The 24,158-nt window shown below is 62.5% G+C and carries 23 protein-coding genes; 13 read left to right on the forward strand and 10 right to left on the reverse strand.

The features are described 5' to 3' along the window. Window positions 1-608, forward strand: a 608-nt coding sequence (locus tag HX786_RS26430) for a thiamine pyrophosphate-dependent enzyme (RefSeq protein ID WP_256735328.1), incomplete at its 5' end; no start/stop codon positions are given. Here HX786_RS26430 and HX786_RS26435 read toward each other — a convergent pair. Further along, on the reverse strand, window positions 599-1,465 hold the full coding sequence (locus HX786_RS26435; RefSeq protein ID WP_032899479.1) for a helix-turn-helix transcriptional regulator: 867 nt from the start codon (window positions 1,463-1,465) through the stop codon (window positions 599-601). The two genes, HX786_RS26430 and HX786_RS26435, sit on opposite strands and share 10 nt — an antisense overlap. Before the next feature lie 439 nt (window positions 1,466-1,904). Here HX786_RS26435 and HX786_RS26440 point away from each other — a divergent pair, with 439 nt between their 5' ends. The 5 genes from HX786_RS26440 (at window position 1,905) to HX786_RS26460 (ending at window position 7,695) form a co-directional block, all read left to right on the forward strand. Further along, a complete protein-coding gene (locus tag HX786_RS26440; RefSeq protein ID WP_177040046.1) occupies window positions 1,905-3,071 on the forward strand; it encodes a Gfo/Idh/MocA family protein in 1,167 nt (388 codons plus the stop codon). A 64-nt stretch (window positions 3,072-3,135) separates the two neighbouring features. Then, window positions 3,136-4,167, forward strand: a complete 1,032-nt coding sequence (locus tag HX786_RS26445) for a glycoside hydrolase family 3 N-terminal domain-containing protein (RefSeq protein ID WP_102369424.1) — start codon at window positions 3,136-3,138, stop codon at window positions 4,165-4,167. Beyond that, on the forward strand, window positions 4,154-5,194 hold the full coding sequence (locus tag HX786_RS26450) for a glycoside hydrolase family 3 N-terminal domain-containing protein (RefSeq protein ID WP_178912815.1): 1,041 nt from the start codon (window positions 4,154-4,156) through the stop codon (window positions 5,192-5,194). The genes HX786_RS26445 and HX786_RS26450 overlap by 14 nt, the downstream gene beginning before the upstream one ends. Further along, the gene (locus tag HX786_RS26455; RefSeq protein WP_177021626.1) at window positions 5,178-6,059 is read left to right on the forward strand and encodes a sugar phosphate isomerase/epimerase; all 882 of its coding nucleotides are present in this window, start codon (window positions 5,178-5,180) and stop codon (window positions 6,057-6,059) included. The genes HX786_RS26450 and HX786_RS26455 overlap by 17 nt, the downstream gene beginning before the upstream one ends. Before the next feature lie 49 nt (window positions 6,060-6,108). Then, window positions 6,109-7,695, forward strand: coding sequence for a GMC family oxidoreductase (locus HX786_RS26460; RefSeq protein WP_177040045.1), 1,587 nt, complete (start codon window positions 6,109-6,111; stop codon window positions 7,693-7,695). Between the two features lie 312 nt (window positions 7,696-8,007). On the opposite strand, the gene HX786_RS26465 is transcribed toward HX786_RS26460, so the two are convergent. The 4 genes from HX786_RS26465 to xylA form a co-directional block, all read right to left on the reverse strand. Beyond that, a complete protein-coding gene (locus HX786_RS26465; RefSeq protein WP_003219656.1) occupies window positions 8,008-9,144 on the reverse strand; it encodes a sugar ABC transporter permease in 1,137 nt (378 codons plus the stop codon). After that, entirely contained in the window at window positions 9,145-10,704 is a 1,560-nt protein-coding gene (gene xylG, locus HX786_RS26470; RefSeq protein WP_008436027.1) for a D-xylose ABC transporter ATP-binding protein, read from the reverse strand. It abuts the gene before it with no gap. A 68-nt stretch (window positions 10,705-10,772) separates the two neighbouring features. Continuing rightward, window positions 10,773-11,774 carry a D-xylose ABC transporter substrate-binding protein gene (xylF, locus tag HX786_RS26475; RefSeq protein WP_178912816.1) on the reverse strand — a complete coding sequence of 334 codons (1,002 nt, stop codon included), beginning with the start codon at window positions 11,772-11,774 and terminating at the stop codon, window positions 10,773-10,775. Window positions 11,775-11,831: 57 nt separating this feature from the next. Next, a complete protein-coding gene (gene xylA / locus HX786_RS26480) occupies window positions 11,832-13,148 on the reverse strand; it encodes a xylose isomerase (protein WP_178912817.1) in 1,317 nt (438 codons plus the stop codon). Window positions 13,149-13,301: 153 nt separating this feature from the next. Here xylA and HX786_RS26485 point away from each other — a divergent pair, with 153 nt between their 5' ends. From HX786_RS26485 to HX786_RS26495, 3 genes are all read left to right on the forward strand, one after another. After that, entirely contained in the window at window positions 13,302-14,513 is a 1,212-nt protein-coding gene (locus tag HX786_RS26485; protein WP_003219663.1) for a DNA-binding transcriptional regulator, read from the forward strand. Between the two features lie 54 nt (window positions 14,514-14,567). Further along, window positions 14,568-16,718 carry a phosphocholine-specific phospholipase C gene (locus HX786_RS26490; RefSeq protein WP_178912818.1) on the forward strand — a complete coding sequence of 717 codons (2,151 nt, stop codon included), beginning with the start codon at window positions 14,568-14,570 and terminating at the stop codon, window positions 16,716-16,718. Between the two features lie 139 nt (window positions 16,719-16,857). Continuing rightward, window positions 16,858-17,133, forward strand: coding sequence for a hypothetical protein (locus tag HX786_RS26495; protein WP_008436022.1), 276 nt, complete (start codon window positions 16,858-16,860; stop codon window positions 17,131-17,133). On the opposite strand, the gene HX786_RS26500 is transcribed toward HX786_RS26495, so the two are convergent. Continuing rightward, window positions 17,124-18,839 (reverse strand): amidase, encoded by a 1,716-nt coding sequence (locus HX786_RS26500; protein WP_178912819.1) that lies wholly within the window; start codon window positions 18,837-18,839, stop codon window positions 17,124-17,126. The two genes, HX786_RS26495 and HX786_RS26500, sit on opposite strands and share 10 nt — an antisense overlap. A 152-nt stretch (window positions 18,840-18,991) precedes the next feature. Between HX786_RS26500 and HX786_RS26505 the strand changes: the two genes are divergently transcribed. Both HX786_RS26505 and HX786_RS26510 read left to right on the forward strand, forming a co-directional pair. After that, complete coding sequence (locus HX786_RS26505) at window positions 18,992-19,297, forward strand: putative quinol monooxygenase (protein WP_003219672.1); 306 nt, start codon at window positions 18,992-18,994, stop codon at window positions 19,295-19,297. Between the two features lie 86 nt (window positions 19,298-19,383). Further along, complete coding sequence (locus HX786_RS26510) at window positions 19,384-19,638, forward strand: hypothetical protein (RefSeq protein WP_178912820.1); 255 nt, start codon at window positions 19,384-19,386, stop codon at window positions 19,636-19,638. Window positions 19,639-19,652: 14 nt separating this feature from the next. On the opposite strand, the gene HX786_RS26515 is transcribed toward HX786_RS26510, so the two are convergent. Beyond that, window positions 19,653-20,453: an SDR family oxidoreductase gene (locus HX786_RS26515; RefSeq protein ID WP_087693038.1), complete on the reverse strand. Its 801-nt coding sequence runs from the start codon at window positions 20,451-20,453 to the stop codon at window positions 19,653-19,655. 120 nt (window positions 20,454-20,573) lie between these two features. Here HX786_RS26515 and HX786_RS26520 point away from each other — a divergent pair, with 120 nt between their 5' ends. Next, window positions 20,574-21,098 carry a MarR family winged helix-turn-helix transcriptional regulator gene (locus HX786_RS26520; protein ID WP_003219677.1) on the forward strand — a complete coding sequence of 175 codons (525 nt, stop codon included), beginning with the start codon at window positions 20,574-20,576 and terminating at the stop codon, window positions 21,096-21,098. A gap of 74 nt (window positions 21,099-21,172) precedes the next feature. Then, the gene (locus tag HX786_RS26525; RefSeq protein WP_003219678.1) at window positions 21,173-22,501 is read left to right on the forward strand and encodes an LLM class flavin-dependent oxidoreductase; all 1,329 of its coding nucleotides are present in this window, start codon (window positions 21,173-21,175) and stop codon (window positions 22,499-22,501) included. A 262-nt stretch (window positions 22,502-22,763) separates the two neighbouring features. Here the strand turns inward: HX786_RS26525 and HX786_RS32215 are convergent, their stop codons facing one another. From HX786_RS32215 to HX786_RS26540, 3 genes are all read right to left on the reverse strand, one after another. Continuing rightward, entirely contained in the window at window positions 22,764-23,285 is a 522-nt protein-coding gene (locus HX786_RS32215; protein ID WP_043225000.1) for a hypothetical protein, read from the reverse strand. 61 nt (window positions 23,286-23,346) lie between these two features. After that, a complete protein-coding gene (locus HX786_RS26535; protein ID WP_178912821.1) occupies window positions 23,347-23,985 on the reverse strand; it encodes a helix-turn-helix domain-containing protein in 639 nt (212 codons plus the stop codon). A gap of 4 nt (window positions 23,986-23,989) precedes the next feature. Beyond that, the gene (locus HX786_RS26540) at window positions 23,990-24,148 is read right to left on the reverse strand and encodes a hypothetical protein (RefSeq protein ID WP_003219684.1); all 159 of its coding nucleotides are present in this window, start codon (window positions 24,146-24,148) and stop codon (window positions 23,990-23,992) included. Between the last annotated feature and the right edge of the window lie 10 nt (window positions 24,149-24,158).

Consider the following 24,158-nt stretch of genomic DNA (forward strand, 5'->3'; position numbering starts at 1 on the left):
CCGCCACCCTGCGTGCAGAACCCCAACCCACCCCGCGTAAAATCAGCGTACTGCGCGAAGGCCGCGCGTCATCCTCCGTGCTGGAAAACGACGCCATTCTCGTCATCGGTAGCGGCCCCACCCAGCCCATGGCCCGCAAGATGTTCCCGGTGCATTACCCCGGCAGGCACTTGTGCGCCGGCAACCCCGCCACCCTCGGCTGGGCCGTCCCGGCGGCTATCGGCGCCAAGCTCGCCATGCCCGCCCGCCAGGTGGTCTGTGCCGTGGGCAGCCGGGATTTCCTGCAGTCGATGCAAGAGATGGCCGTGTGCGTGATGCACAGCATTCCGGTGGTATTCCTGGTCTTCAACAGCAACGGTGACGAAGCCCTGGGCGACGTACAGACGTCGCCCATCGAGCAGCACCGGGCCGGTGAATTCAACCTGCCGGATGGCAAACCCTATGCCCCGGACTTCGCCGGCATCGCCCGAAACTTCGGCCTTGAAGCCTGGCGCGTGGAACACGCGTCACAACTCAACGCGACCCTCGTCAAAGCCCTCAACAGCAAGGGCCCGTCGCTGGTTGAAATGATGACGGCACGCCAGCCCCTGCAGGTCCCTCAGTCCTGACCGCCCCAGACAATGGTGGCGTTGTCGCCGGTCATGTATTCACGTACGTCCAGCGGGATCGACTGGTCGCTGGGCAACAGCACCGTTGCATTGCGCAAGTGGTGCTTGCGGATCTTGCCCTTGTCCACCAGTCCCAGCGCCATGCGCGTGGAGAAAGGCTGGCGGAACGAGGACGACGCCACACCCGTCACCAACCCATAGAGAAAACGGATCGGCCGACGATGCTGCGGCGTCAGGATCGAGAACGTCATTTCGTTACGTTGCTTGCCTTCGAAATCCACCATGAACAGGCGATCGCCCAGCAGCAGGCAGAACCCGTGGTAGGTGAATGAATACCCGATCTTGCCGCTGCCATCGCGCAGCGGAAAGCGCTCGACGGTGACGTACTGCACCATCGAGTCGGCGCGGTACAGGCAGGTGACCGAACGCAGGATCCGGCCCTTGTAGATCGATGAATTGTGGTAGCGGTAATACACCCCCAGATAGTCTTCGAGCACGTCAGCCGACTGCTTGGCCAGCGGCAGGAAATGATTGAACTGCTCCGAAGCCCGCAAGCCGGTCGGCAGTTCGTTTTCATAGCCTTCATAGAACTTCTTGAACTCGGCGGGCGGGCGGAAGAGGTCTTCGGCTTCCATCATGAAATAGCGGCCGATCTTTTGCAGAATCTTCTGCGACGGCACGTGCTGGCCCACCAGGTACTTGTTGAACTGCTGGCGGTTCACATCAACTTTGCGGCACATGTCGGCCACCGACCGGCAGGACTCCACCAGCGTGCTCAGGTTCTTTTGCACATTGGCCTGCAAGTCGCTGCGCGCCTGCTGTCGCTCGGGGTGGGAGGTGGCGGCGGCTAATGACAGGGGCGATGAGTCCGGGCGGCTGGGCATTATTATCTCGATGTACTTGGCTGGGTTAAGGCGCCAGTTATTAAAGTTATAGCGCGGTTATCGAATAACCTTGGGCATAACCGTAATAACCGTTTAAGCGTTTGAAACTTCCGATCATTACCAAAGCATCTTTCATGCCGTTTGTTTAAGTTCAAACATGAAGTTTGAGCATAACTGAATGCGTCAGATTGTAAGCGCTTTTACTGAAGGTTCGGCGCCAGTGCGTTGTGGTTTTCACGGGTCAATCGTGACGGTGGCGGTCCGCCCAGTAACACATTCGATAGCGACGGGTAACACCCCGTGCTGCGCAGGAGTGCTTCAGTCCGCGTCAGGTATCGCCAAGGGTGCGAAATGGTGGAAACACCGGTCACCCCTGATACTCGGGCCAATGCTTTTTGCGGAGGATTGGGCGATGGCAAGGTTGACCGGCGACATTCCCGGAAAGAGGCGACTCAAGGTCGGCATGGTCGGCGGCGGGCAGGGCGCTTACTTCGCCAGTTACCACCGCGCCGCGATGCGCCTGTGTAATCGCTTCGATATCGTCGCCGGCGCATTCTCTGCCGACGCAGATAAATGCCGCGAGGCGGGCGCAGCGCTCACTATTGAACCCGAACGTATCTACTTGTCGTTCGAGGACATGGCGGCCGCCGAGTCTCGCCGCCCCGACCCGATCGAGGCGGTGGTTATCGTGACGCCCAACCACTTGCACTTCGAACCGTGCCGGTTGTTCCTGGAGGCGGGCATCCCGGTGATCTGCGACAAGCCCCTGGTCAACCACCCTGACGAAGCCCGTGAGTTGGCGAGCCTTGCCGAGCGCCATGGGACATTTTTTGCGCTGACCTACACCTACCAGGGCTACCCGATGGTCAGGGACGCCCGCAGTCGCATCCAGGCCGGCGAGCTGGGTGAGCTGCGCTTCCTGTACGTCGAATACCTGCTGGAGTGGCTAGCCCCCGGCGTGTCCGGCTTGAGCAATAGCCTGGCGTGGCGCGGTGACCCGCAAAAGGCCGGCCCCACCGGCGCGTTGGGAGACGTCGGCACCCACGCCTTCAACCTGTTGGAGTTTCTGTCCGGGCAGCGCTGCACCCAGCTCAACGCCAAGTTGACCAGCGTGGTGCCGGGTTGGGGCCTGGACGATACCTGCGTGGTGCAACTGGAATTCGACGGCGGCGTGGATGGATTGTTGTGGGCCAGTTTCGCCGCGCCCGGGCATCGCAACGGCTTGCGCTTCAAGGTCGTCGGCAGCCTGGCTTCGCTCGAATGGTGCCAGGAGTCACCGGAAACCCTGTTGTTCACGCCCACTGACGGTGCAGACCGCATCTATCGGCGAGGCCAGTCCGACAACAGGCCGCAGACGCTGACGTTCACCAGCTTGCCGGCGGGCAATACCGAAGGTTATCTGGAAGCGCTGGCCGTGCTGTACGCCGACTTCGCCGAGGCCCTGGACGCCGGGGCGCAATGGCGCACAGCGACCAGCGTCCCGTTGCCGGATATTCACGAAGGCGTGCGCGGGGTGTTGTTGTCCCAGGCCAGCCTCGAATCCCACCAGCAGCGGGCCTGGGTGCCTTTCCCGCGGTAATTGATTTCATGCGTGGCATCGCTGCGCATCCAACGACTCACCCAAACGCTGTTGAGGAAAAACAATGTCAAGCGAACTGCATCGCGCCGCGTATTCGGTACTGCTTCCCGCATTCGGGGATTTGCACCTGGACGACAATGTGCGCCGTTACCTGAGCCGTGGTGGTGTGTCCCTGTTGCTTGGGGAAACCCGGGATGAATACGTGGGCCGAGGCATGAGCCCGGCGCGCAAGGCGGGCGAGTCCAAAGCCGATTTCATCAGTATCGTCAAGGAAGCCACGGCGCTGGCGGGCTCTGCGGTGCTGATCGCGGTAGACCAGGAACTCGGCGGAATCGAACGCCTGCACCAACTGGTCCCGGCGGTCGCCACCCGGGCGCAGCTCCAGGACCTCGGCGCCGAGGACCTCGAGCAACGTTGCTTCGAGATGGCCGCCGCGGCCCGCGGGCTGGGCGTGAATCTGTTCCTGGCGCCCATCGTGGACGTGGTCACCGGCGTCAATCCATGGCTGCACAACCGGCACCTGGGCGCGGATCCAGTGGAAGTCAGCCGAGTGTCCTGCGCGTTTATCCGCGGGGTGCAGCGCGCGGGAGTGATCGCCACTGCCAAGCACTTCCCCGGGCACTACGTCACCGAGCACGATCCGGCGATTGCCGAAGCCACCGTGCCGGGGCCGCTGGAATTGCTGCATGACAATCTTGAAGTGTTCAAGCAGGTCATCGCCACCGGCGTAAAAGCCGTCATGCCTGGCCCGGCGGTGTTTCCTGCGATTGATGCGCAGCAGTCGGCGTCCACCTCGTCGAAGGTCATCGGCGTACTGCGTGACACCCTCGGCTTCGAAGGCCTGATCATTTCCGATGACCTAGACGCCGTGTCGATCCTGCGCGGCAACACCATCCCCGACACCGCCGTAGCCTCCCTGGTGGCCGGTGCGCACCTGTTGCTGGTGTCCAGCGAGTCAGGTCTGGACAGCATCGCCGAGGCGATTGTCGCCGCCGTCCACGAAGGCACCCTGGACCGCCAGGTTCTGTTGGACGCCGCTGCCAAGGTTCGTCAACTGGCAATCGCCACCCAGGAAACCAGCCATGAGCGCGAATGACCGCAAGGCCTACGGCGTACTGTTCCCGGTATTGCTGGACGTGCAGATGACGGATGACGTGCGTCGGTTCCTCGGCAATGGCGGGCGCAGCCTGTTGTTTGGCGAGACGGGAGAGGAATACGTCAGCGGAAAAATGAGCGCCAGCCGCCTGCAAACCGAAACCCTGGACATCTGGCAGCGTTTTACCGGCACGGCCACCGAACTGGGTGGGCCGCTGCTGCTGGCAGCCGATGCCGACATCTCCGCCGTGCACCGCTTGCAAGGGGTGACCCCGGCGCTGCCGGAGCCCGATGTGGCCCGGGCGATGGATTGTGCGGCGCTGGAGCAGGCGTGCTTCAAGGTCGCCACCGCCGCGCGGGCGACCGGGGTCAACCTGCTGCTGTCGCCGACGGCGGATGTGGTCGGCGGCCGTAATGTGTGGCTGGCGGGGCGCACGCTGTCGGGCGATGTCCACCAGACGGCGGCGATGGTCGGGGCGTATGTGCGCGGCGTGCGGCGGGCCGGGATGGCCAGCACCCTGAAGCACTTCCCCGGGCACCCGGTGCTGTTTCAGCAGCCGTCGACTGAAACGGCGGTGGTCAGCGAGTCCATGCAGCAACTGCGGGCCTTCTGGCGCGGGTTTCAGGCCGGGATCGACGCTGGCGCCGATGCGGTGATGATGGGCCCGGCGATATTCGCCGCATGCACACCGCCCACGGCAGCCTCGGTGTCGCCTGAATTGATCGGCGTGTTGCGCCAGGAGTTGGGCTTCAAGGGGCTGGTGATGACCATCGACCTCGATCACCGCTCAACCATCGGCCAGATGTCCCTCGGCGAGGTCGCAGTGGCCGCGCTGAATGCCGGGGCCGACTTATTACTGATTTCCGCAAAGGCTATGCCCCACGTGCCGCAGATCGTTCGGGCGATTGTCGCCGCCGTCGCCGAGGGCCTCTTGCCCCAAGCACGGCTGGACGCCGCGGCGTTGGCCGTTGGTGCCTTGGCTGATCGCTACTCAACCGTAGGAGCGCCATATGGCAACCCAAAATAACGTCCTCGCCCTGCATTCCACCGTTGCGAAACACTCGACCCTGGCGATGGATATCGACATCGCCCGGACGCTGGGTTTTGACGCGCTGGAGATCAACAGCGGCAAGCTGGAGGCGTATCTGCAGGCCGGCTATTGCGAGTCAGAGCTTCAAGCACTGCTCAACGACGTGCCTGTCACCGGCATCGGCTACCTGCGGGATATCGAACGCCAGGGCGCCGAGCGCGAGGACCTGTTCAAGGAAGCCCGGCGGCTATTTGAGCTGGCCAATCTGGTGGGCGCCAAAGGCGTGCAAGTCCTCACCGGTCCGATCAATGTACAGGCGGTGATTGATTTTCAGGCGACCGGCAAGAGCCTGCATTACTCAGGCTTGCTGGGCCTGGATCAAGCCGAACAGTACGCCCGCACGGCAAGCAACCTGGCGGAGTTGGCCGATGTGGCCAGGCAATACGGTCTGCTGCTCTACCTCGAAGCCTTGTCCTGGACGCCACTCAACACCCTGGATCACCAACTGCAGCTGATTGAACGCACCGGGCGCAGCAACGTGAAGATGGTGATCGACTATTGGCATTGCTTTACCAGCGGCGTGACCCCTGCGGACGTCGCCCGGCTCGACAAGGACGTGATCTACGGCGTGCATGTCTGCGACTCACTGGCCTTCGAAGGCGGTATCCCGAATGAGGAAGTGCTGCGCGATGTGCCCACCGGCAGCGGCGTGCTCGACCTGGTCGAGTGGACCGCCGCCGTAAAGGCCACCGGTTACGCCGGGTGGTGGAGTTGTGAGCTGTTCTGCAAAAAACAGCAGCAGCAAAACAGCTACGCCGTCGCCCAACAATTGAAGACGCTGTTAACCGGCCTGGTCGGTTGATAACGCGCGTTTCGACACTGGCTGAATACTAAAAAGATCTGAGGTTGTCATGGTGGATTTCATCGTAATCGGGGGCGGCTCCACGGGCTGCACAGTCGCATCGCGCCTGAGTGAGGATGCGGGAGCGTCGGTGGTGCTGTTCGAGGAAGGCCCGCGGGATCGCAGCCCTTACATCCATATTCCCGGCGCCTACTACAAGACCGCCCAGGGCCCGCTGCTCAAGCGTTATGCGTGGGAGCCGACCGAGGACCAGCACCGCAGCGAAACGCCGACCATGGTCCAGGCCAGCGTACTCGGGGGCGGCAGCTCGGTGAATGCGATGATTTATATCCGTGGCGTACCCGCCGACTACGACGGTTGGGCCGAACAGGGCGCCGCCGGGTGGTCGTATAAAGACGTGTTGCCGTACTTCAAAAAGGCTGAGGACAACGAGCGGTTCTGCAACGAGGTGCACGGTGTCGGCGGGCCGTTGGGGGTGTCGGACCCGATCAATATCCACCCCTTGACCAAAGTCTGGCTGCGGGCCTGCCAGCAGTTTGGATTGCCCTATAACGAAGACTTCAACTCGGGCCAGCCCGAGGGCTGCGGGCTGTACCAGATCACCGCCAAAAACGGCTTTCGCAGCAGTGCCGCCGTGGCCTACCTGGCGCCGGCCAAGTCGCGCAAGAACCTGACGGTGAAGACCGGCTGCCGGGTGCTGCGTATCCTGATGCAGGGCAACAAGGCCGTCGGCATCGAATACCTGGAGAAGGGCGTGCGCCAGGTGATGCACGCCGACAAGGAAATCATCCTGTCCTGCGGCGCCATCAACTCACCCCGGTTGCTGATGTTGTCGGGGATCGGGCCCGCTGAGCAACTGGAAAAACACGGGATCAAAGTGGTTCAGGATTTGCCCGGTGTGGGGCAGAACCTGCAGGACCATATCGAAATTTCACTGGTGTATGAGCTGACCGGCCCCCACAGCTACGACAAGTACAAAAAACCGTGGTGGAAGCTTATGGCGGGGTTGCAGTACGCGTTGTTCCGGCAAGGCCCGGCGGCGTCCAACCTGATTGAAGGCGGGGCGTTCTGGTGGGGCGACAAGACGGCGGTGCACCCGGATATCCAGTATTTCATGGTGGTGGGCGCGGGCATCGAGGAGGGCGTGGATTCGGTGCCCGGCGGCAATGGCTGCACGTTGAACCTGGGGCAGATACGGCCAAGGTCCAGGGGCTATGTGGAGCTTTACTCCGCCGACCCGATGTCCCCGCCGCGCATCGTGCCCAACTACTTTTCCGATCCGTACGACATTGAAAGCCTGGTGGACGGTTGCCTGGTGGGCGAACAGATCATGGCCCAGGCGGCTTTCAAACCCTACGTGGCTCGTCGGCATGTACCGGAACCCACCGTGCGCTCGCGCGAAGCGATGAAGCAGTTCTGTCACGAGGAAGCCCACGCCGCACTGCATCCATCCGGCACCTGTCGCATGGGTGTGGATGAGCGGGCGGTGGTGGGGCCGGACCTCAAGGTGCATGGCATCGAAGGGCTGCGGGTGGCCGATGCGTCGATCATGCCGACCCTGATTTCAGGCAACCCCAACTCGGCGTGCATCATGATCGGCGAAAAAGCTGCCGACATGATCCGGACCGCCCGATAGGGTTGCCCGGGCGGTAACACCAGCCTCTTTTTGGGGCAGGCTCAGGCGCCGATCAACCACAGCGCGAAACAGCTGCCGAGGGCCAGCAGCCCAAGGGCGATGCCAAGCTTTGCCTGCAGTTCAAGGGGCATTGCCCTAGGGTCCGGATGTTTGTCCATGGAATCAACGGACTGTACGCGGCCGTTGATCATCTGAGCGGTTGCAAAGAACAAACTGTGCATGGCATGTGCCTCGTGGGTCGTTTCTGCTCAAGTCGAGGCCGATATCGGCCGCCTGCTGGTCAAGAGCAAGCTCCATGCCATTGCCCCAACCTCAGCGACGCCCCGTCCGCGTACTCACATCCACCCACACCGCCAGCACCAGGATGCTGCCCTTGACGATCATCTGCCAGTAGCTGTCCACGTCGAGCATCGACATGCCGTTGTCCAGGCTGCTGATCACCAGTGCGCCGAGCAGGGCGCCGTACACGGTGCCCGAACCGCCGCGCATTGAAGTACCGCCGATAAAGCACGCCGCGATAGCGTCCAGTTCGCCCATGTTGCCCGCCGAAGGTGAACCGGCCGCCAGGCGCGCGGTGTTGACCAGCCCGGCGAGGGCGCACATCACGCCCATGATCCCGAAGATCCACAGCTTGACCGCCTGCACGTTGATCCCCGACAGGCGCGTGGCTTCCATGTTGCTGCCTACCGAGTAGATGCGCCGGCCAAAGACGGTCTGGCTGGTGACGTAACTGAACACCCCCAGCAGCACCAGCAGAAGCAGCACCGGCACGGGAATGCCGTCGTAGCTGTTGAGGGTGTAGACGAAGCCGGCCAGCACGAAACCGATCAACACCACGCGCACGCTGTCGCGCAGCATCGACGGCAGCGCCAAGCCGTGCAGGGCGCGGTTGTGGCGTTGGCGCCAGGTCAGGAATATCGCCAGCCCGAACAGCAACACGCCGAGAATCACCCCGACCACTGTCGGCAGGTAACCCTGGCCGATGTACACCAGTTGTGGCGAAACCGGTGCAATCGTGGTGCCGCCGGTAATGCCCAGCAGCACCCCGCGAAACGCGAGCATGCCGCCCAGGCCGACGATGAAGGAGGGGATGCGCAGGTACGCGGTCATGTAGCCGTTGCCCAGGCCAATCAGCAAGCCACAGAGGGCGACGATGGCCAGGTTCAGCGGCAGGGGAATGTGATAAACCACATCCAGGATCGCCGCGACGCCGCCGAGCAAACCGAGCATCGAGCCCACCGACAGGTCGATCTCGCCGCTGATGATCACCAGCACCATGCCGCAGGCCAGGATGCCGGTAATGGACATCTGCCGCAGCAGGTTCGACAGGTTGCGCGGGGTCAGGAAACCGCCTTCGGTCTGCCAGCTGAAAAACACCCAGATCAGCACCACGGCGATCAACAGGGCGAGCATTTTGTAGCGGGTGAAGAGCTGTTTGACCTGGTTCATTTACGCGGACTTCCGATCATTATTATTGTCATGCCCGTTCGGTTGGCTGAGGGCGGCGGCGAGCACCTGTTCCTGGGTCAGGCCCTGGTTGATGAAGTCGCCGCGCAACTGGCCCTCGCCGATCACCAGCACCCGGTCGGAGACCCCCAGCACCTCGGCCAGCTCCGAAGACACCATGATGATCGACACGCCTTCGGCCGCCAGCGCGCCCATCAATTTGTAGATCTCATATTTGGCGCCCACGTCCACGCCACGGGTCGGTTCGTCGAGGATCAGCACCCGGGGTTTGGTCAGGAGCATCTTGGCCAGTACGGCCTTCTGCTGGTTGCCGCCGGAGAGGCTGGTGATCGGCAGGAACGGGTTCGCCGTCTTCAGGTGCATGCGCTTGATTTCCTGCTCGATGCTGCCCAGTTCCGCCTCGGCATCGATGCGCGTCAGGTGCGAGAAACGGTCCAGCACCGCCAGGGTGATGTTTTGCCCAACGCCCAGGTCCGGGACGATGCCCTGGCGCTTGCGGTCTTCCGGGACCATGCACAGCCCGGCGCGAATCGACTTCAGCGGCGTGCGTGTATCAATCGGTTTGCCATCCAGCCACACCTCGCCTTGGTAGCGCCCGGGGTAGCTGCCGAATAGCGCCGACACCAGTTCCGTGCGGCCGGCGCCCACCAGCCCGGCGATGCCGAGGATTTCGCCACGGCGCAGGCTGAACGAGACATTGTCCACCCGCTTGCGGCCCGGGTTGTCGACGTCGTAGCAGGTGACGTTGCGCGCCTCGAACAGCACCTCGCCGACCGCATGGGGTTCGGTGGGGTAGAGGTTGCTCATCTCACGGCCGACCATCTGCGTGATGATGCGCGATACGTCCATCTCGGCCATGGCCGTGGTCGCGATGTGTTTGCCGTCGCGGATCACCGCGATGGTGTCGCAGATGGCCGAGACCTCATCGAGCTTGTGGGAGATGTACACGCAGGCGACGCCCTTGGCCTTGAGCCCACGGATGATGTCCAGCAGCACCTCGATTTCCGAGCGGGTCAGCGCCGAGGAGGGTTCGTCGAGGATCAGCAGGCGCGCCTGCTTGTTCAGGGCCTTGGCGATTTCCACCAGTTGCTGGTAGCCGCCGCCGTATTGCGAAACGGGCAGGGCGACGTTCATGTCCGGCACTTTCAGCTCGCGCATCAGGGCTTCGGCACGGTGCATCATGGCGGGGTAGTTCATGCGCCCGCCGGGCAGTGTCAGCTCGTGGCCCATGAAGATGTTTTCGGCCACCGAGAGGTCGGGTACCAGGGTCAGTTCCTGATGGATGATCACGATGCCGCAGGCTTCGGTTTCGGCGATGGAGTGGGCGCGCAACGGCTGGCCGTCCCAAAGGATTTCGCCGTCCCAGGTACCATGGGGATACACCGCCGACAGCACTTTCATCAGGGTCGATTTGCCGGCGCCGTTCTCACCGCACAACCCTACGCATTCCCCGGGTTTTACCTTGATGTCGATGCCATTCAGGGCTTTGACGCCACCGAAGGTCTTGACGATGTTGTTCATTTCCAGCAGGTAGTCGGACATGGCGGGCACTCATTCCACAGCGATAAGGCAGGAGCGGCCTCAAACCGCCCCTGCAGTGAGCCGTACGCTTACTGCCCGGCGATTTGCGCTTTGGTGTAGAACCCGTCTTCTTCCAGCACGTTGACGTTGTCCTTGGTCAACGCGGTCGGCTTGAGCAGGATGCTCGACACCTGCTTGCTGCCGTTGTCGTACTGCGAGTTGTAGGCCGGTTTCTCGTCACGCACCAGTTGCACCGAGAGCTTGGCCGCCTCGGACGCCAGCAGCTTCAGGGGCTTGTAGACGGTCATGGTCTGGGTGCCGGCGATCACGCGCTTGATCGCGGCGAGGTCGGCATCCTGGCCCGAGACCGGCACCTTGCCCGCGAGTTTTTGTGCCGCCAGGGCCTGGATCGCGCCGCCGGCGGTGGCGTCGTTGGAGGCGACGATGCCGTCGATCTTGTTGCTGTTGGCGGTCAGGGCGTTTTCGACAATGCTCAGGGCGTCGGTGGGGTTCCATTCCTTGACCCATTGCTGGCCGACAATCTTGATGTCGCCCTTGTCGATCGAAGGCTGCAGCACCTTCATCTGGCCCTGGCGCAGGATCTTCGCGTTGTTGTCGGTAGGTGCGCCGCCCAGCAGGAAGTAATTGCCTTTAGGCTGCGCGTTCAACACGCCCTGGGCCTGCATCTCGCCGACCTTTTCGTTATCGAAGGAGATGTAGGCGTCGATATCGGCATTCAAAATCAGCCGGTCGTAGGACAGCACTTTCACCCCGGCTTTCTTGGCCTCGGCCACCACGTTGTTCAGCACCGTGGCATTGAACGGCACGATCACAATCACGTCGACGCCCCGGGAGATCAGGTTTTCGATCTGCGAGATCTGCCGTTGCTCGTTGGCGTCCGCCGACTGCACGTAGACCTTGGCCCCCAGTTGCTCGGCGGCGGCGGTGAAATAATCGCGGTCGCGGGCCCAGCGTTCAAGGCGCAGGTCGTCGATGGAAAAGCCGATTTTCGGATGGGCCGCGTCGGCCATGACCGAATTGGAAAGCAGTGCCAGAACGCTGGTGAGCAAGACAGTTTTCAGGTGTTTCATGATGGTGAGTCCCTTTTATTGTTGTTTAGACGCACTGCTGGACCTGGAGCGTAGCGGTCATGGGTAGATAAAGCGATTCACTACGCCTTCGAGCATCTCCTGGCGGCCACTCACGGCTTGTGGGTTCAGTTGGTGGCTGAAGGCATGCTCGGCCAGCGACGCCAGGCTGAAGTCGCCGCCAAGCACGGCACGCCCGAAGGATTGGTCCCAGCCGGCATACCGCTGGGCCTTGAACTGTTCGAGGGCGTCGTTCTGCACCATGGCGGCGGCACGTTCCAGGGACAGCGCCAGCACGTCCATTGCGGCCACGTGGCCATGGAACAGGTCCACTTCGTCGAGGCTTTGGCGGCGTACCTTGGAGTCGAAGTTGTAGCCACCTCCCTTGAAGCCACCGGCCTTGAGTACCTCGTAGGTGACCAGGGTCAGCTCCTCGACGCTGTTGGGGAACTGGTCGGTGTCCCAGCCGTTCTGCGGGTCGCCACGGTTGGCGTCGATGCTGCCGAAAATCCCCAGGGACGCGGCGGTGGCGATCTCATGGTGAAAGCTGTGGCCGGCGAGGGTGGCATGGTTGGCCTCGATGTTGACCTTGATCTCTTTCTCCAGGCCGAACTGATGCAGGAAGCCAAACACGGTGGCGCTGTCGTAGTCGTATTGGTGCTTGGTGGGCTCCTGTGGCTTGGGCTCGATAAACAGCTCGCCGGTGAAGCCGATCTTGTATTTGTGCTCGACCACCATGCGCATGAACCGCCCGAGTTGCTCGCGCTCGCGCTTGAGGTCGGTATTGAGCAGGGTCTCGTAGCCTTCGCGGCCGCCCCACAACACATAGCTGGAGCCCTTGAGACGGTGGGTGGCATTTATCGCGCTGAATACCTGGGCCGCCGCATAGGCAAACACTTCCGGGTTCGGGTTACTGGCGGCGCCGGCGGCAAAGCGCGGGTTGCTGAAGCAGTTGGCAGTGCCCCACAGCAGCCGGATACCGGTCTGTTCCTGATGGCCTTCGAGCTGGTCGACCATCCGCGCAAAGTTGTCGCGGTACTCCGCCAGGCTTGCGCCTTCGGGGGCCACGTCGGTGTCGTGGAAGCTGTAGTAGTCGATGCCCAGCTTGGAGAAAAACTCGAACGCCGCTTCGGCCTTGCCGCGTGCCACTTGCAGGGCTTCCCCTGGTTGCTGCCAGGGCCGCTGGAAGGTGCCGGAGCCGAACATGTCACTGCCGGGCCAGACGAAGTTGTGCCAGTAACACGCGGCCATCCGCAGGTGCTCGCGCATCGGTTTGCCGAGGATCAGCTTGTTTGCATCGTAGTGCCGGAAGGCCAGGGGAGAGTCGCTATCGGGGCCTTCATAGAGGATTTTTTCGACCGCGGGAAAGTAGGGCATCGCCAGATCCTTGTTGTTATGAGTGCACGTTAACCTTGCCTCGATACTAGCAACGGCCCCCGGCCAACCGATTATGAAAATCACCAGAGCGGGGTTCGATTTTGAGTGGTTTTGCGCGCATAGTGGCTCGACATATCGCATGGAGCCGCCCCTGTGAAAACTGTCCCGCCTGTGCACCGGATTGCCCTGCTGTTCAATGGCAACAAGATCTACGATCGCGGCATCATCACCGGGATCGGCAACTACCTGAGCAGTACGCGGGTGTCGTGGGATCTGTTCCTGGAAGAGGACTTCGTCTGCCGGCTCAAGGGTATCGAGCGCTGGCATGGCGACGGGATCATTGCCGACTTCGACGACCCGGCGATGGGCCCCGCGTTGGCGGGTGTGCATGTGCCGGTGGTGGCGGTGGGCGGGTCTTATGAGGATGAGCGGGCTTACCCACGGCATACTCCGTATGTGGCCACTGACAATTTTGCTTTGATCAAGCTGGCCTATGAACACCTGATCGAAGCCGGGCTGACGCGCTTTGCCTGTTTCAGCCTGCCTGAAGCCGATATCAACCGTTGGGCCCAGGAGCGCGAAAAAGCCTTCCGCCGCCTGCTGGAGCGCGATGGCTTGCCGGTGGAGGTGTATCGCGGGCTCGGCACCAGCGCGCCGCTGTGGGACTCGGCGGTGGAGCAACAAATTGCCTGGTTGCACAGCCTGCCCAAACCCATCGGCATCATCGCGGTCAGCGACGCCCGAGCCCGCCAGTTGCTGCAGGCCTGCCTCACCGCCGGCATCCCGGTGCCGGAGCAAGTGGCACTGATCGGCATCGACAACGACCCCTTGACCCGCACCCTGACCCGCGTGCCGCTGAGCTCGGTGATCCAGGGCACTGAAAAAATGGGCCGCACCGCCGCGCGCCTGCTGCACCAGATGCTGCACGGCATGCCTTCGGCAGGCAGCCAGATCCTGGTGCCGCCGGAAGCGGTCAACGTGCAGACCTCAAGCCTGCACCAACCCCTCGGCCATCCCTACGTGATGCAGGCGCTGCATTTCATTCGCCAGTACGCCTGCCAGGGCATCAAGACCGCCCAGGTCGCCAACTACGTCGGCGTGTCGCGGTCGTCCCTGGAAGCGCATTTTCGCAGTGAACTGAACCGCAGCGTCCACGATGAAATCCTGCGCTTCAAACTCGCGGCTGCGGTTTCCAGCCTGGAAAATACCAGGGCCGCGATTGCGGATATTGCCTATGACTGCGGGTTCAAATCCGCGCAGTACCTGCACACGGTGTTCAAGCGCGAGTTCGGGTGTACGCCGAGGGAGTACCAGGTAGGGCAGGTCGAGCGCGATTCGAGCGATGTCATTTCTTTGTCGCCTTGAGTCCCTATTTTGTCCTGAGCTTCGCTCCAGAACTTCAAGGGATTGAATCGTCTTATGCCGACTCTTACACGCAGAACGTTGTTGCAAGCAGCTGCCATCGGATCCGCCTACACCCTGTTGCCCGACTCCATTCGCCAGGCCCTGGCGATCCCCGCCAACAACCGCACCGGCACCCTGATGGACGTCGAGCATGTGGTGATCCTGATGCAGGAAAACCGCTCCTTCGATCACTACTTCGGCACCTTGCCGGGTGTGCGCGGGTTCAGTGACCGCTTCACCATTCCACTGCCGGGCGGGCACCGGGTGTGGGAGCAGCAGGGCGTTGGGCGGCGGATCCTGCCCTATCACCTGGACAGCTCCCGTGGCAACGCGCAGCGGGTCAGCGGCACGCCGCATTCCTGGGTCGACGAGCACGCCGCCTGGAGCAGCGGCCGGATGAACGCCTGGCCAACGTTCAAGACACCCACCTCGATGGGTTACTACCGTGAGCAGGAAGTGCCGTTCCAGTTCGCCCTGGCCAACACCTTTACCCTGTGCGACGCCTACCACTGTTCGGTACACGCAGGTACCAATCCCAATCGGCTGTTCCACTGGACCGGCACCAACGGCCCGACCGGTGCGAATGTGGCGGCGGTGGTCAACGAATGGGACGGCCCCGGCGCGGTGGGCGTGGGCTACACCTGGAAAACCTATCCCGAGCGCCTGGAAGAAGCGGGTGTGAGCTGGAAGGTTTACCAGTACCTGCCGGATAACTTTGGCGACAACCCCTTGGCCGGGTTTCGCCAGTTTCGTGCGGCCAGCGTCGCGGCCGGCAACCCCGCCGTGCCACCGAAAGACTTCAAGGATTTTGTGCCCTACAGCGATCAACTGAACGCCCGCGTGCCGTTGTACAAAGGCAATGGCAACACCCTGCCGGCGGTCAGCGGCAGCGACCTGGAATCGATCATCCAGGGCTTTCGCAAGGACGTGAACGACGGGCGCCTGCCACAGGTGAGCTGGCTGGTGGCGCCGGCCGATTACTCCGAACACCCCGGGCCTTCCAGCCCGGTGCAAGGCGGCTGGTTCACCCAGGAAATCCTCAAGGCACTGACCGCCAACCCGGACGTGTGGAGCAAGACGGTGCTGCTGGTCAACTACGATGAAAACGACGGTTTCTTCGACCACGTGCCGTCGCCGTCAGCCCCGTCCAAGCGCCTGGATGGCAGCTTTGCCGGCAAGTCCACGGTGAAGTTCGACAGCGAGATCTTCACCCACCCGGCACCGCCCGGCTCTAGCCAGCAACCCGCGCCGGACGGCGGGGTGTACGGCCCCGGGCCGCGAGTGCCGATGCTGGTGCTGTCGCCGTGGAGCCGTGGTGGCTGGGTCAATTCCCAGGCGTTTGATCACACCTCCGTGCTGCAATTTCTGGAGAAGCGTTTCCACGTGCGCGAACCCAATATCAGCGCCTGGCGCCGGGCGGTGTGCGGCGACCTCACCTCGGCCTTCAACTTCGTCAACCCCAACACCGAGACCCTGCCACCGCTGCACACCATCAGCCGCCAGGCCGCCGACTCTCTGCGTCAACGCCAGGAGCAACTGCCCCAGGTCGCCCTGCCGACGGTGGGCCAGCAACAGGCGCCGTTCCAGGTGCGAATGGCGCGGCCATCCCGGGCGCTGCCGTACCAGTTGAACGTTGAAGGCTCGGTTGACCGTCGCGCCAGTTCGGTGAGCCTGGACTTCTTCAACAATGGCGAACAGGGCGTGGTCTTCCACGTCTACGACCGCCTGCACCTGGACGAGGTACCGCGCCGCTACACGGTGGAAGCCGGCAAACACCTCAGTGACACCTGGCAAGTCGCGGGCGCCTACAAGCTCTGGCTGTTGGGGCCGAATGGGTTCCACCGTTCGTTCAAGGGCCACCTGCAGCGTCGCGAGCCGGAGTTATCCCTGGCGTATCACGGTGACACCTTGCTGCTGACCCTGGTCAACCCCGGCAAGCGTGCGGCCTCAATCACCATCGAGCGTTGCCCTTACACCAGGCAGGGGCCGTGGCTGCTCGAGATTGCGGGCGGCAGTACCGTGCAACGCACGTTCTCCTGCCAGCCCAATGGAGGCTGGTATGACTTCAAGCTACGCGACGAGCATGGTTGGGTGCGGCGGGTGGCGGGGCGAATCGAGACGGGGGCGCATAGCATCAGTGATCCGTTGATGGGCAAGCGTGTGTGAAAGGCTGTTGATCTGCGGGGTGATTTCGTGGGCTTTTTCCCTGTTTTGTGTAGGAGCAGGGCTTTCTCCCCATGCAGCGCTTGAAACGCCACCCCTCTGGGCCATAGCCTCACGCTTTTCCTGACACTGAGGCCCGGCATTGGGTAAGCGAAAAACGGTTTGGCCCACGGAGCGGGAAGTTCGACTGCGCTTTATCCTGCTGGCAATCATTGAAACGGCCTGTATTCGAGGCGTTCCCATCGAACGCCTGCTGCTTTCATACATACTGTTGCGCAACAAGCCGACCCAGGAGCAACTTTGGGAGGCCATCAGCGATTGCCTGCTCCTCGATGAGATGCGTGGCTTTCGATTTGAACCCGGGTCGGAAGCCGATCGGTTGATGCGCAAGATCAGCAGCGAAATCAATCAGTCCTGACGAGCCACCAGCGCCGGCGTGCGCGGCGGCACCAGGCGCTTGCTGCCCGTCGACTCATAGGCCGATGCCAATCGCAGCAGCGCCGAATCGTCATACGCCCGGCCGGCAAATGTCAGCCCCACCGGCATGCCGATGTCGGCCATGACGCCCATGGGCACCGTCACTGTCGGCACGCCCAAATGGCGGATGGCGAGGTTGCCGTTGGCGACCCACACTCCGTTGCTCCAGGCGATATCCGCCGACGCGGGATTCACATCCGCATCCGCCGGACCTACGTCGGCGACTGTCGGAAAAATCACCGCATCCAGCCCCAGGTTATCCATCCAGTCTTCAAGGTCGATGCGTCGTGTCTGTTCCAGGCCGCGCAGGCCGTCGGGCACGGTGCTGATCCTGTCCCACGGCGTGATGCCGCGCTCGGCCATGCGCACGTATTCGTCCATGCCGGCGGCCAGGTCGTCTTCGCGGTTGGGCAGGGTGCCGGGGTCGTGGGGGAAGATCTTCGGGCCGTCGACATCCGCCAGGCGGTTCAGCGCAGGGTCGCCATTGGCCCGCAGGAAATCATCGAACGCCCAGGCCGACAGTTCCCACAATTCATCGTGGAGGAATTCCTTGGACACCAGGCCTCGGGTAAACACTTTCGGTGCGCCCGGGCGATCGCCTTCGCAATTGGAGACCAGCGGGAAATCCACCTCGACCACTTCTGCGCCGGTGGCTTCAAGTGCCTTGCGCGCAGCTTCCCAGAGCTCGATCACCGAGGCCCGGGTTTTGATTGGCTGGCCAGTAGGGCCGCCGATTCCCGGGGCGTCGCTGGTGCCTGCCTCGGGGTCGGCGTTGATGTACATGCGCGGCACGCCGAAGCGTTTGCCGGCGAGTGCATCGCCGGTCGCGGCCAGGTCTGCGTAGGATTGCGGGCGTACCGAGGCGACGCCGGGGATCGGCACCCAGGGTTGCATCCGCCACAGGTCGCCGCGTGTGTCGGGGTCTTCTGCGACCACGACGTCGAGCACTTCAAGCAGGTCGGCCATGGTCCGGGCGTAAGGCACGACCACGTCCATGGTCGGGGTCAGCGGCCAGTTGCCGCGCACCGAGATCACGCCACGGGACGGGGTGTAGGCACACAGGCCATTGTTGGACGCCGGGCCGCGCCCGCTGGACCAGGTTTCTTCCGCCAGGCCAAACGCCGCGAAGCTCGCCGCAGTGGCCGTGCCGGCGCCGTTGGAGGAGCCCGAGGCGAACGGTGCGGTGAGGTAGTCGGCGTTGTACGGGCTCTCGGCCCGGCCATACACGCCGCGCTGCATGCCGCCGTTGGCCATCGGCGGCATGTTGGTCTTGCCCAGGCAAATGGCGCCTGTTGCCCGCAGTCGCTCGATGGTGAACGCATCGCGGTAGGCAACCAGGTTCGCGAAAGCCGGGCTGCCGGAAGCGGCGGTGAGGCCCTTGACCAGGTAGCTGTCTTTGGCCGTGTAGGGAATGCCGTCGAGCGGGCCCAGGGTTGTGCCGCTGGCCCGGCGTGCGTCGGATGCGCGGGCTTCCTCCAGCGCTTGCGGGTTGCGCACCACCACCGCGTTGAGCGCGGTGGCAGTCGTGGGGGCGTCGTAGGCGTCGATCCTGGCGAGGTAAGCCTCGACCAGTTCAACCGCCGTGGTCTGGCCGGATTCGAGCGCAGTGCGCAGCTGGGCAATGGAAACTTCGGTTACTTCGATCACGTGGTTATCGCCGGGTGCAGAAAAGGGGGAGGGCTTGAGTGCTGACTCAATCCAATCAGTGAAAGTAGCTTACTGATAGATTTTTCATAGCGCCAGAGAATGGCATCCCTTACTGTGGCCTCTCAATTTCCTTATCGATAACGGTGCTGTTTATGTCCGATGAAGTGCGGCTTGTCGTCATCATCAATACCCAGCCTGGCCGGGGTGCGGACCAGTTGGCGGCCTTTGCCGGGCTCGCTCCGCTGGTCCGGGCCGAAGCCGGTTGCATCCAGTACGACCTGCATCCGGTCGAGGGCAACAGCGACAGTTTTGTGTTGATCGAGACGTGGGCTTCAAAGGCGGCGCTCAAGGATCACCACGCAGCGCCGCACATGCTGGAAGCCGCGAAGCACAACCCGACATTCCGTGCGGGCCCCTCCAACGTATTGGTGCTGGAACCTGCCGTCCAGGCACGTTGACTTCAACCCGCCAGCTCAAGGGGTTATCATTGCCCCTTCATTTTTTGCTGCCCGGAAAGATTTCGATGTTGTTTACAAGGACTGTCATGGCGAGCGCACTGCTCGCCGTTCTGGCCACCCAGGCCCACGCGTCCAGCCTGGACCTGACCTACGAGGCACCTGTCCTCAGCGCTGTACCGCTCACGCCGCAGGTTGAGCCCAAGCCGCGCTTTCCGGTCAAAAGCCTTGCGCCGATGACCGTGGAAAACAGCTGCACCGGCCGCGAGTGCACCTACGAAGGCGACATCAGCCTGCCCCGTGAGGAGCAGACTGTGCGGCGTATTTCCATCGGTATTCAATAAAGCCGGCTGGCGCCTCAGACGATCCCATACCGGGGCGCCGGCTTGCCTGTTTGCGTGGCCGCAAACAACGCACCACGCGCCGCATCATAGGTCTCCCACAACGAACCATCGGCCACCGACGGCCAGGTGATCGTCTCACCCTGATCCAGCCCGGCCAGTGCCGCGTCCACCAGGTTTTCGGTGGTCATGACCGACTCCTGTTCCAGGGCGGAAAGCGGAATGCCCGACGCGTCCCAGATCTCGGTAGCGGTGGCTGCCGGCAACACGATCTGCACCTTCACCCCGGTTTCCGCCAGTTCCGATTGCAAGCCACGGCTGAATGCCAGGACATAGCTCTTGGTGCCGCTGTACACCGAGCTGACCGGCAGCGAGTGCACGCCCAACACCGATGCCACGTTGATGATCAAACCTTCATTGCGCACCAGCATGCCCGGCAGCGCCGCGTGGGTCAGGCGGGTGAGGGCGGTGATGTTCAGGGCGATCTGGGTCGTGGAATCCTCGACCGAGGATTGAGCCAGCGGATGCAGGCGGGCCAGGCCGGCGTTATTCACCAGCACCTGGATCGCCGGGTTGCCGGCGAGCAGGCTTTCAACACGGGCCAGGTCCGCGGGGTTTACCAGATCGGCGCCGATGGTCTGGACCTCGCGCCCGTAGGCTTGAGTGATCTTCGCCGCCAGGGCTTCGAGGCGGTCTTCACGACGGGCGACCAGGATCAAGTCGTAGCCACGGGCTGCCAATCGGTCGGCATACACAGCGCCAATACCTGAAGAAGCACCCGTGATCAGGGCAATTTTTGTGGAAGCAGGGATCGACATGAACGGCTCCAATAGATGAGTACTCAACCAATATTGTTGAGGGCTCAAGTTATAGGCTTGGCGTTTGTCCTTGTCAATGGTTTAGTACTCAATCATTCTACCGGCATGGAGGATCTGAAAATGCCAACACACAAGACTGACAAGCCTGATGCCCGTGCCGACCTTTTGAGCCTGCTGGGGGACGTGGCGTGCACCAACAACGCACTGCGCCGTGCAGCCCGGCGGCTGGGCCAACTGTATGACGAAGCGCTGGCGCCGATTGGCCTGAAGGCTACGCAGGTCGGCTTGCTGGGTGAAATCGCCCGGTGGGCGGCGGTGGATGAGCAGGCAGGGCCGACGTTGCAGGAGCTGGCCGGACGCCTGGCGATCCTGATGTCGGCGCTGACCCATGCGATGAAGCCGCTGGTGCGCGACGGGATTGTCGAGCTGCGCCCGGATGCCCTGGACAAGCGCACCAAACGCTGCGTGCTCACGCCCAAGGGCGAAGCCCTGTTCAGTGAGGCGCTGGTGTATTGGGCGGCGGCCAATAACCGGGTAGAGGAGGTGTTGGGGCATGATTCGGCCGCGCAGCTGCGGGGCATGGCAGACCATGTCGCCTCCGAAGAATTTCTGGCGGACTACAACAGCCGATCCGCGCAGGCATAAGTCAGATCCTTTGGTTATTAGACAGACGCCGTTCGCCCATCCGATGCTGGGCCCCTCTCGATCAGGGGCTTTCCATGACCACTCAACGCCAACTGAAGCTGGGCGCGTTCATGCGCCCGGTCAGCATCCACACCGGCGCCTGGCGCTATCCCGGCGCTTACCGTGACGCCAACTTCAACTTCACGCACCTCAAGCAGTTTGCCCAAACCCTGGAGAAAGCGCGTTTCGATGCGTTCTTCATGGCCGACCACCTGGCCCTGCTCAACATGCCTATCGACGCGTTGAAGCGCAGCCACACCGCCACCTCCTTCGAACCGTTCACCTTATTGTCGGCCCTGAGCCAGGCCACCGAGCACATCGGCCTGGTAGCCACGGCCTCGACCACCTACGACGAGCCGTTCCACATTGCCCGGCGCTTTGCGTCCCTGGATCACCTGAGCAACGGCCGCGCCGGCTGGAATATCGTCACCACTGCCAACCCGGATGCGGCGCAGAATTTCGGCCTGGAGCAGGCCTATGCCCACGACGAGCGCTACGCCCGTGCGCGGGAGTTCTACGATGTGGTCACCGGGCTCTGGGACAGTTGGGCCGATGATGCCTTCATCCGCGATGCCGACAGCGGTGTGTACTTCGACCCCGACAAGCTGCACACCCTCAATCACCAGGGCCGCTACCTCAATGTGCGCGGCCCGCTGCACATTGCCCGCCCGGTGCAGGGCTGGCCGGTGATCGTGCAGGCCGGCGCCTCGGAGCCCGGCCGGCAATTGGCGGCAGAAACCGCCGAGGTGATCTTCGTGGCGCCCGGCACGCTCGAGGAAGGGCGTAAATTCTATGCCGATATCAAGCGCCGGATGCTGGCGGTGGGGCGGCATCCCGACCATCTGAAGATCTTGCCCGGGGCGTTTGTGGTGGTCGGCGATACGCTGGAAGATGCGCGGCGGATTCGTGCGCATCTCGACAGCCTGGTGCATTACGAAAGTGCGATTGCCTCGCTGTCGATCGCGCTGGGTACCGACGCGACGAAGTTTGATCCCGACCAATACCTCCCGGCGATTCCCCAAACCAACGCCAGCCAGAGCTCCCGCGAACGGGTACTGGCGCTGGCTGATCGCGAACAGTTGACGGTGCGCCAATTGGCCCAGCGTCTTGGCGGTTATGCAGGTCTCTCGTTTGTCGGCACCGCCCACAGTATTGCCGATGAGATGCAGCAGTGGCTGGAAGAAGAGGGCAGCGATGGCTTCAACATCATGTTCCCGTGGCTGCCGGGCGGGCTCGATGACTTTGTGGCCAGGGTGGTGCCCGAGTTGCAGGGGCGCGGGATCTTCCGGCGCGAGTACGAAGGCTCTACCCTGCGGGAAAACCTCGGACTGCCGCGTCCGGCGAACCGCTTCTTCGCCGAATGAGCGGGTATTTCTACCGTGGTTAGATCGTTTATTTCCTTCTGATTGGGGGCCATTCCCCAATCGCATATCCATCGCGCCGGTTTGGCCCTGATAGCGGAGCCGGCCGGCGTGATCACGCCAAAGAATCTGTCATCGCGGAATTATCCGCTGCCGCGCCCCGGGAAATCCCCATGCAGCGTCTATTCCTGCTGCTGGGCCAGCGTCTTGCGCCGTTGTGCGGCCTCTCTAGAATCGGCCCCAGAACTTACTCATTTCCTGTCGATTACGGAGTTTCGAAGATGATGAACGCCATGCAGATGCCAATGAACAACGCGATGCCGATGATGCCGATGATGGGCATGCCGATGATGATGGCAACCATGACCTGCAAGATGACCGACGAGGCCATGATGTGCACCATGAAGCCGGCCGCGGGCATGGACATGGCGATGTTCAAGAACAACGCCGAAATGATGGCGATGATGATGAACTGCGGCATGCCGATGATGATGCAGTGCGCCAACATGTCGATGATGTGCATGTCTGAAGACGGCATGGCGATGATGAACAGCATGTCGACCATGAACATGCCGATGATGATGCCGATGGGCATGCCTATGCCGATGATGAAGTGCGTCATGGAATGCAAGATGGAAGCCGACTGCATGACCTGCAAGATGATGCCGATGCCTGGCATGAGCATGGACATGATGAACAACTGCTGCATGCTGATGATGAAGATGATGAACGACTGCGCCATGCCGATGATGATGAGCTGCAACGGCATGCCGATGATGTGCTGCACCTGCTGATTGGTTTGGCGTGAAATCTAAAAAGCCCCGGCGAGTGCCGGGGCTTTTTGCGTTTCAGTCCAGGCGTTCTGGGTAGGTGATCACCAGGAACGCCACCGCCTCACTGTCTGCGGGGTTGCGGTAGCGGTGGGGCTGGTCGGCGTAGAACAGGATCGAATCACCGGTGGACAGCAGGTAGCGTTCCTCGTTGACGCTGACTTCCAGCACGCCCTGGGCCACCACCAGGTTTTCCTGGATCCCGGGCCCGTGACCTTCTGAAATTTCCTCGCCGAGGGCCTTCAGGCGTATCTCGTAGAACTCCGACTGGCGCGCCATATCGTAGGGAAACAGCGCCCGGCTGATGAAGCTGCCATCGGCACTCACCAGGCGTTTGCTCTGTTGCGCCGGCAGCAGCTCAACCCCTTCGAACGCTCGATTTTCCAGGAACGCCGCCACCGAGACTTTCAAGCCTTTGGCGATCTTGCACAGCACCTTGATCGACGGCACGCTGCGCCCGGACTCGATCTGCGCAAGCATCGCCCGACTTACGCCGCAGTTGCGCGCCAGGGCATCCAGCGACAGGTAGCGTTTACTGCGCAGGCGCTGCAGGTTCTGCGCGACGCACTGGCCGATGGCGTCATCGTCGCCGCTGTTGCAGTCCTTGGGTTTGGTGGGGAGGTCGGGCACTTCGGTTATCGCGTGCAGGAAATTCATCGCCTCACGCCCGGCGGGTATCGCTGGACGTGGTGACGTGTGCGGTGAACAGCGCGACCCCGGCCCGTGCCGCATACATCGCCCACATCAGTTCAGCCGCTGCGCGAGCCTGGCGGCGTTTGCGGTGGAGGGTGAAATCGATGACGGTGGCGGATGTTTGCATGACGTAAATC

The sequence above is a fragment of the Pseudomonas sp. 21615526 genome, from assembly GCF_013386245.1.
Lineage (GTDB): Bacteria > Pseudomonadota > Gammaproteobacteria > Pseudomonadales > Pseudomonadaceae > Aquipseudomonas.

Bases quoted from the DNA above. Each gene is read 5' to 3' on its own strand.
- HX786_RS26455 (WP_177021626.1), top strand. From the start codon at position 5,178: ATGGCAACCCAAAATAACGTCCTCGCCCTGCATTCCACCGTTGCGAAA.
- xylG (WP_008436027.1), bottom strand. From the start codon at position 10,704: ATGTCCGACTACCTGCTGGAAATGAACAACATCGTCAAGACCTTCGGT.
- HX786_RS26505 (WP_003219672.1), top strand. From the start codon at position 18,992: ATGTCCGATGAAGTGCGGCTTGTCGTCATCATCAATACCCAGCCTGGC.
- HX786_RS26535 (WP_178912821.1), bottom strand. From the start codon at position 23,985: ATGAATTTCCTGCACGCGATAACCGAAGTGCCCGACCTCCCCACCAAA.
- HX786_RS26525 (WP_003219678.1), top strand. From the start codon at position 21,173: ATGACCACTCAACGCCAACTGAAGCTGGGCGCGTTCATGCGCCCGGTC.
- HX786_RS26440 (WP_177040046.1), top strand. From the start codon at position 1,905: ATGGCAAGGTTGACCGGCGACATTCCCGGAAAGAGGCGACTCAAGGTC.
- HX786_RS26515 (WP_087693038.1), bottom strand. From the start codon at position 20,453: ATGTCGATCCCTGCTTCCACAAAAATTGCCCTGATCACGGGTGCTTCT.
- HX786_RS26540 (WP_003219684.1), bottom strand. From the start codon at position 24,148: ATGCAAACATCCGCCACCGTCATCGATTTCACCCTCCACCGCAAACGC.
- HX786_RS26510 (WP_178912820.1), top strand. From the start codon at position 19,384: ATGGCGAGCGCACTGCTCGCCGTTCTGGCCACCCAGGCCCACGCGTCC.
- HX786_RS26465 (WP_003219656.1), bottom strand. From the start codon at position 9,144: ATGAACCAGGTCAAACAGCTCTTCACCCGCTACAAAATGCTCGCCCTG.
- HX786_RS26445 (WP_102369424.1), top strand. From the start codon at position 3,136: ATGTCAAGCGAACTGCATCGCGCCGCGTATTCGGTACTGCTTCCCGCA.
- HX786_RS26460 (WP_177040045.1), top strand. From the start codon at position 6,109: ATGGTGGATTTCATCGTAATCGGGGGCGGCTCCACGGGCTGCACAGTC.
- HX786_RS26490 (WP_178912818.1), top strand. From the start codon at position 14,568: ATGCCGACTCTTACACGCAGAACGTTGTTGCAAGCAGCTGCCATCGGA.
- xylF (WP_178912816.1), bottom strand. From the start codon at position 11,774: ATGAAACACCTGAAAACTGTCTTGCTCACCAGCGTTCTGGCACTGCTT.
- xylA (WP_178912817.1), bottom strand. From the start codon at position 13,148: ATGCCCTACTTTCCCGCGGTCGAAAAAATCCTCTATGAAGGCCCCGAT.
- HX786_RS26520 (WP_003219677.1), top strand. From the start codon at position 20,574: ATGCCAACACACAAGACTGACAAGCCTGATGCCCGTGCCGACCTTTTG.
- HX786_RS26450 (WP_178912815.1), top strand. From the start codon at position 4,154: ATGAGCGCGAATGACCGCAAGGCCTACGGCGTACTGTTCCCGGTATTG.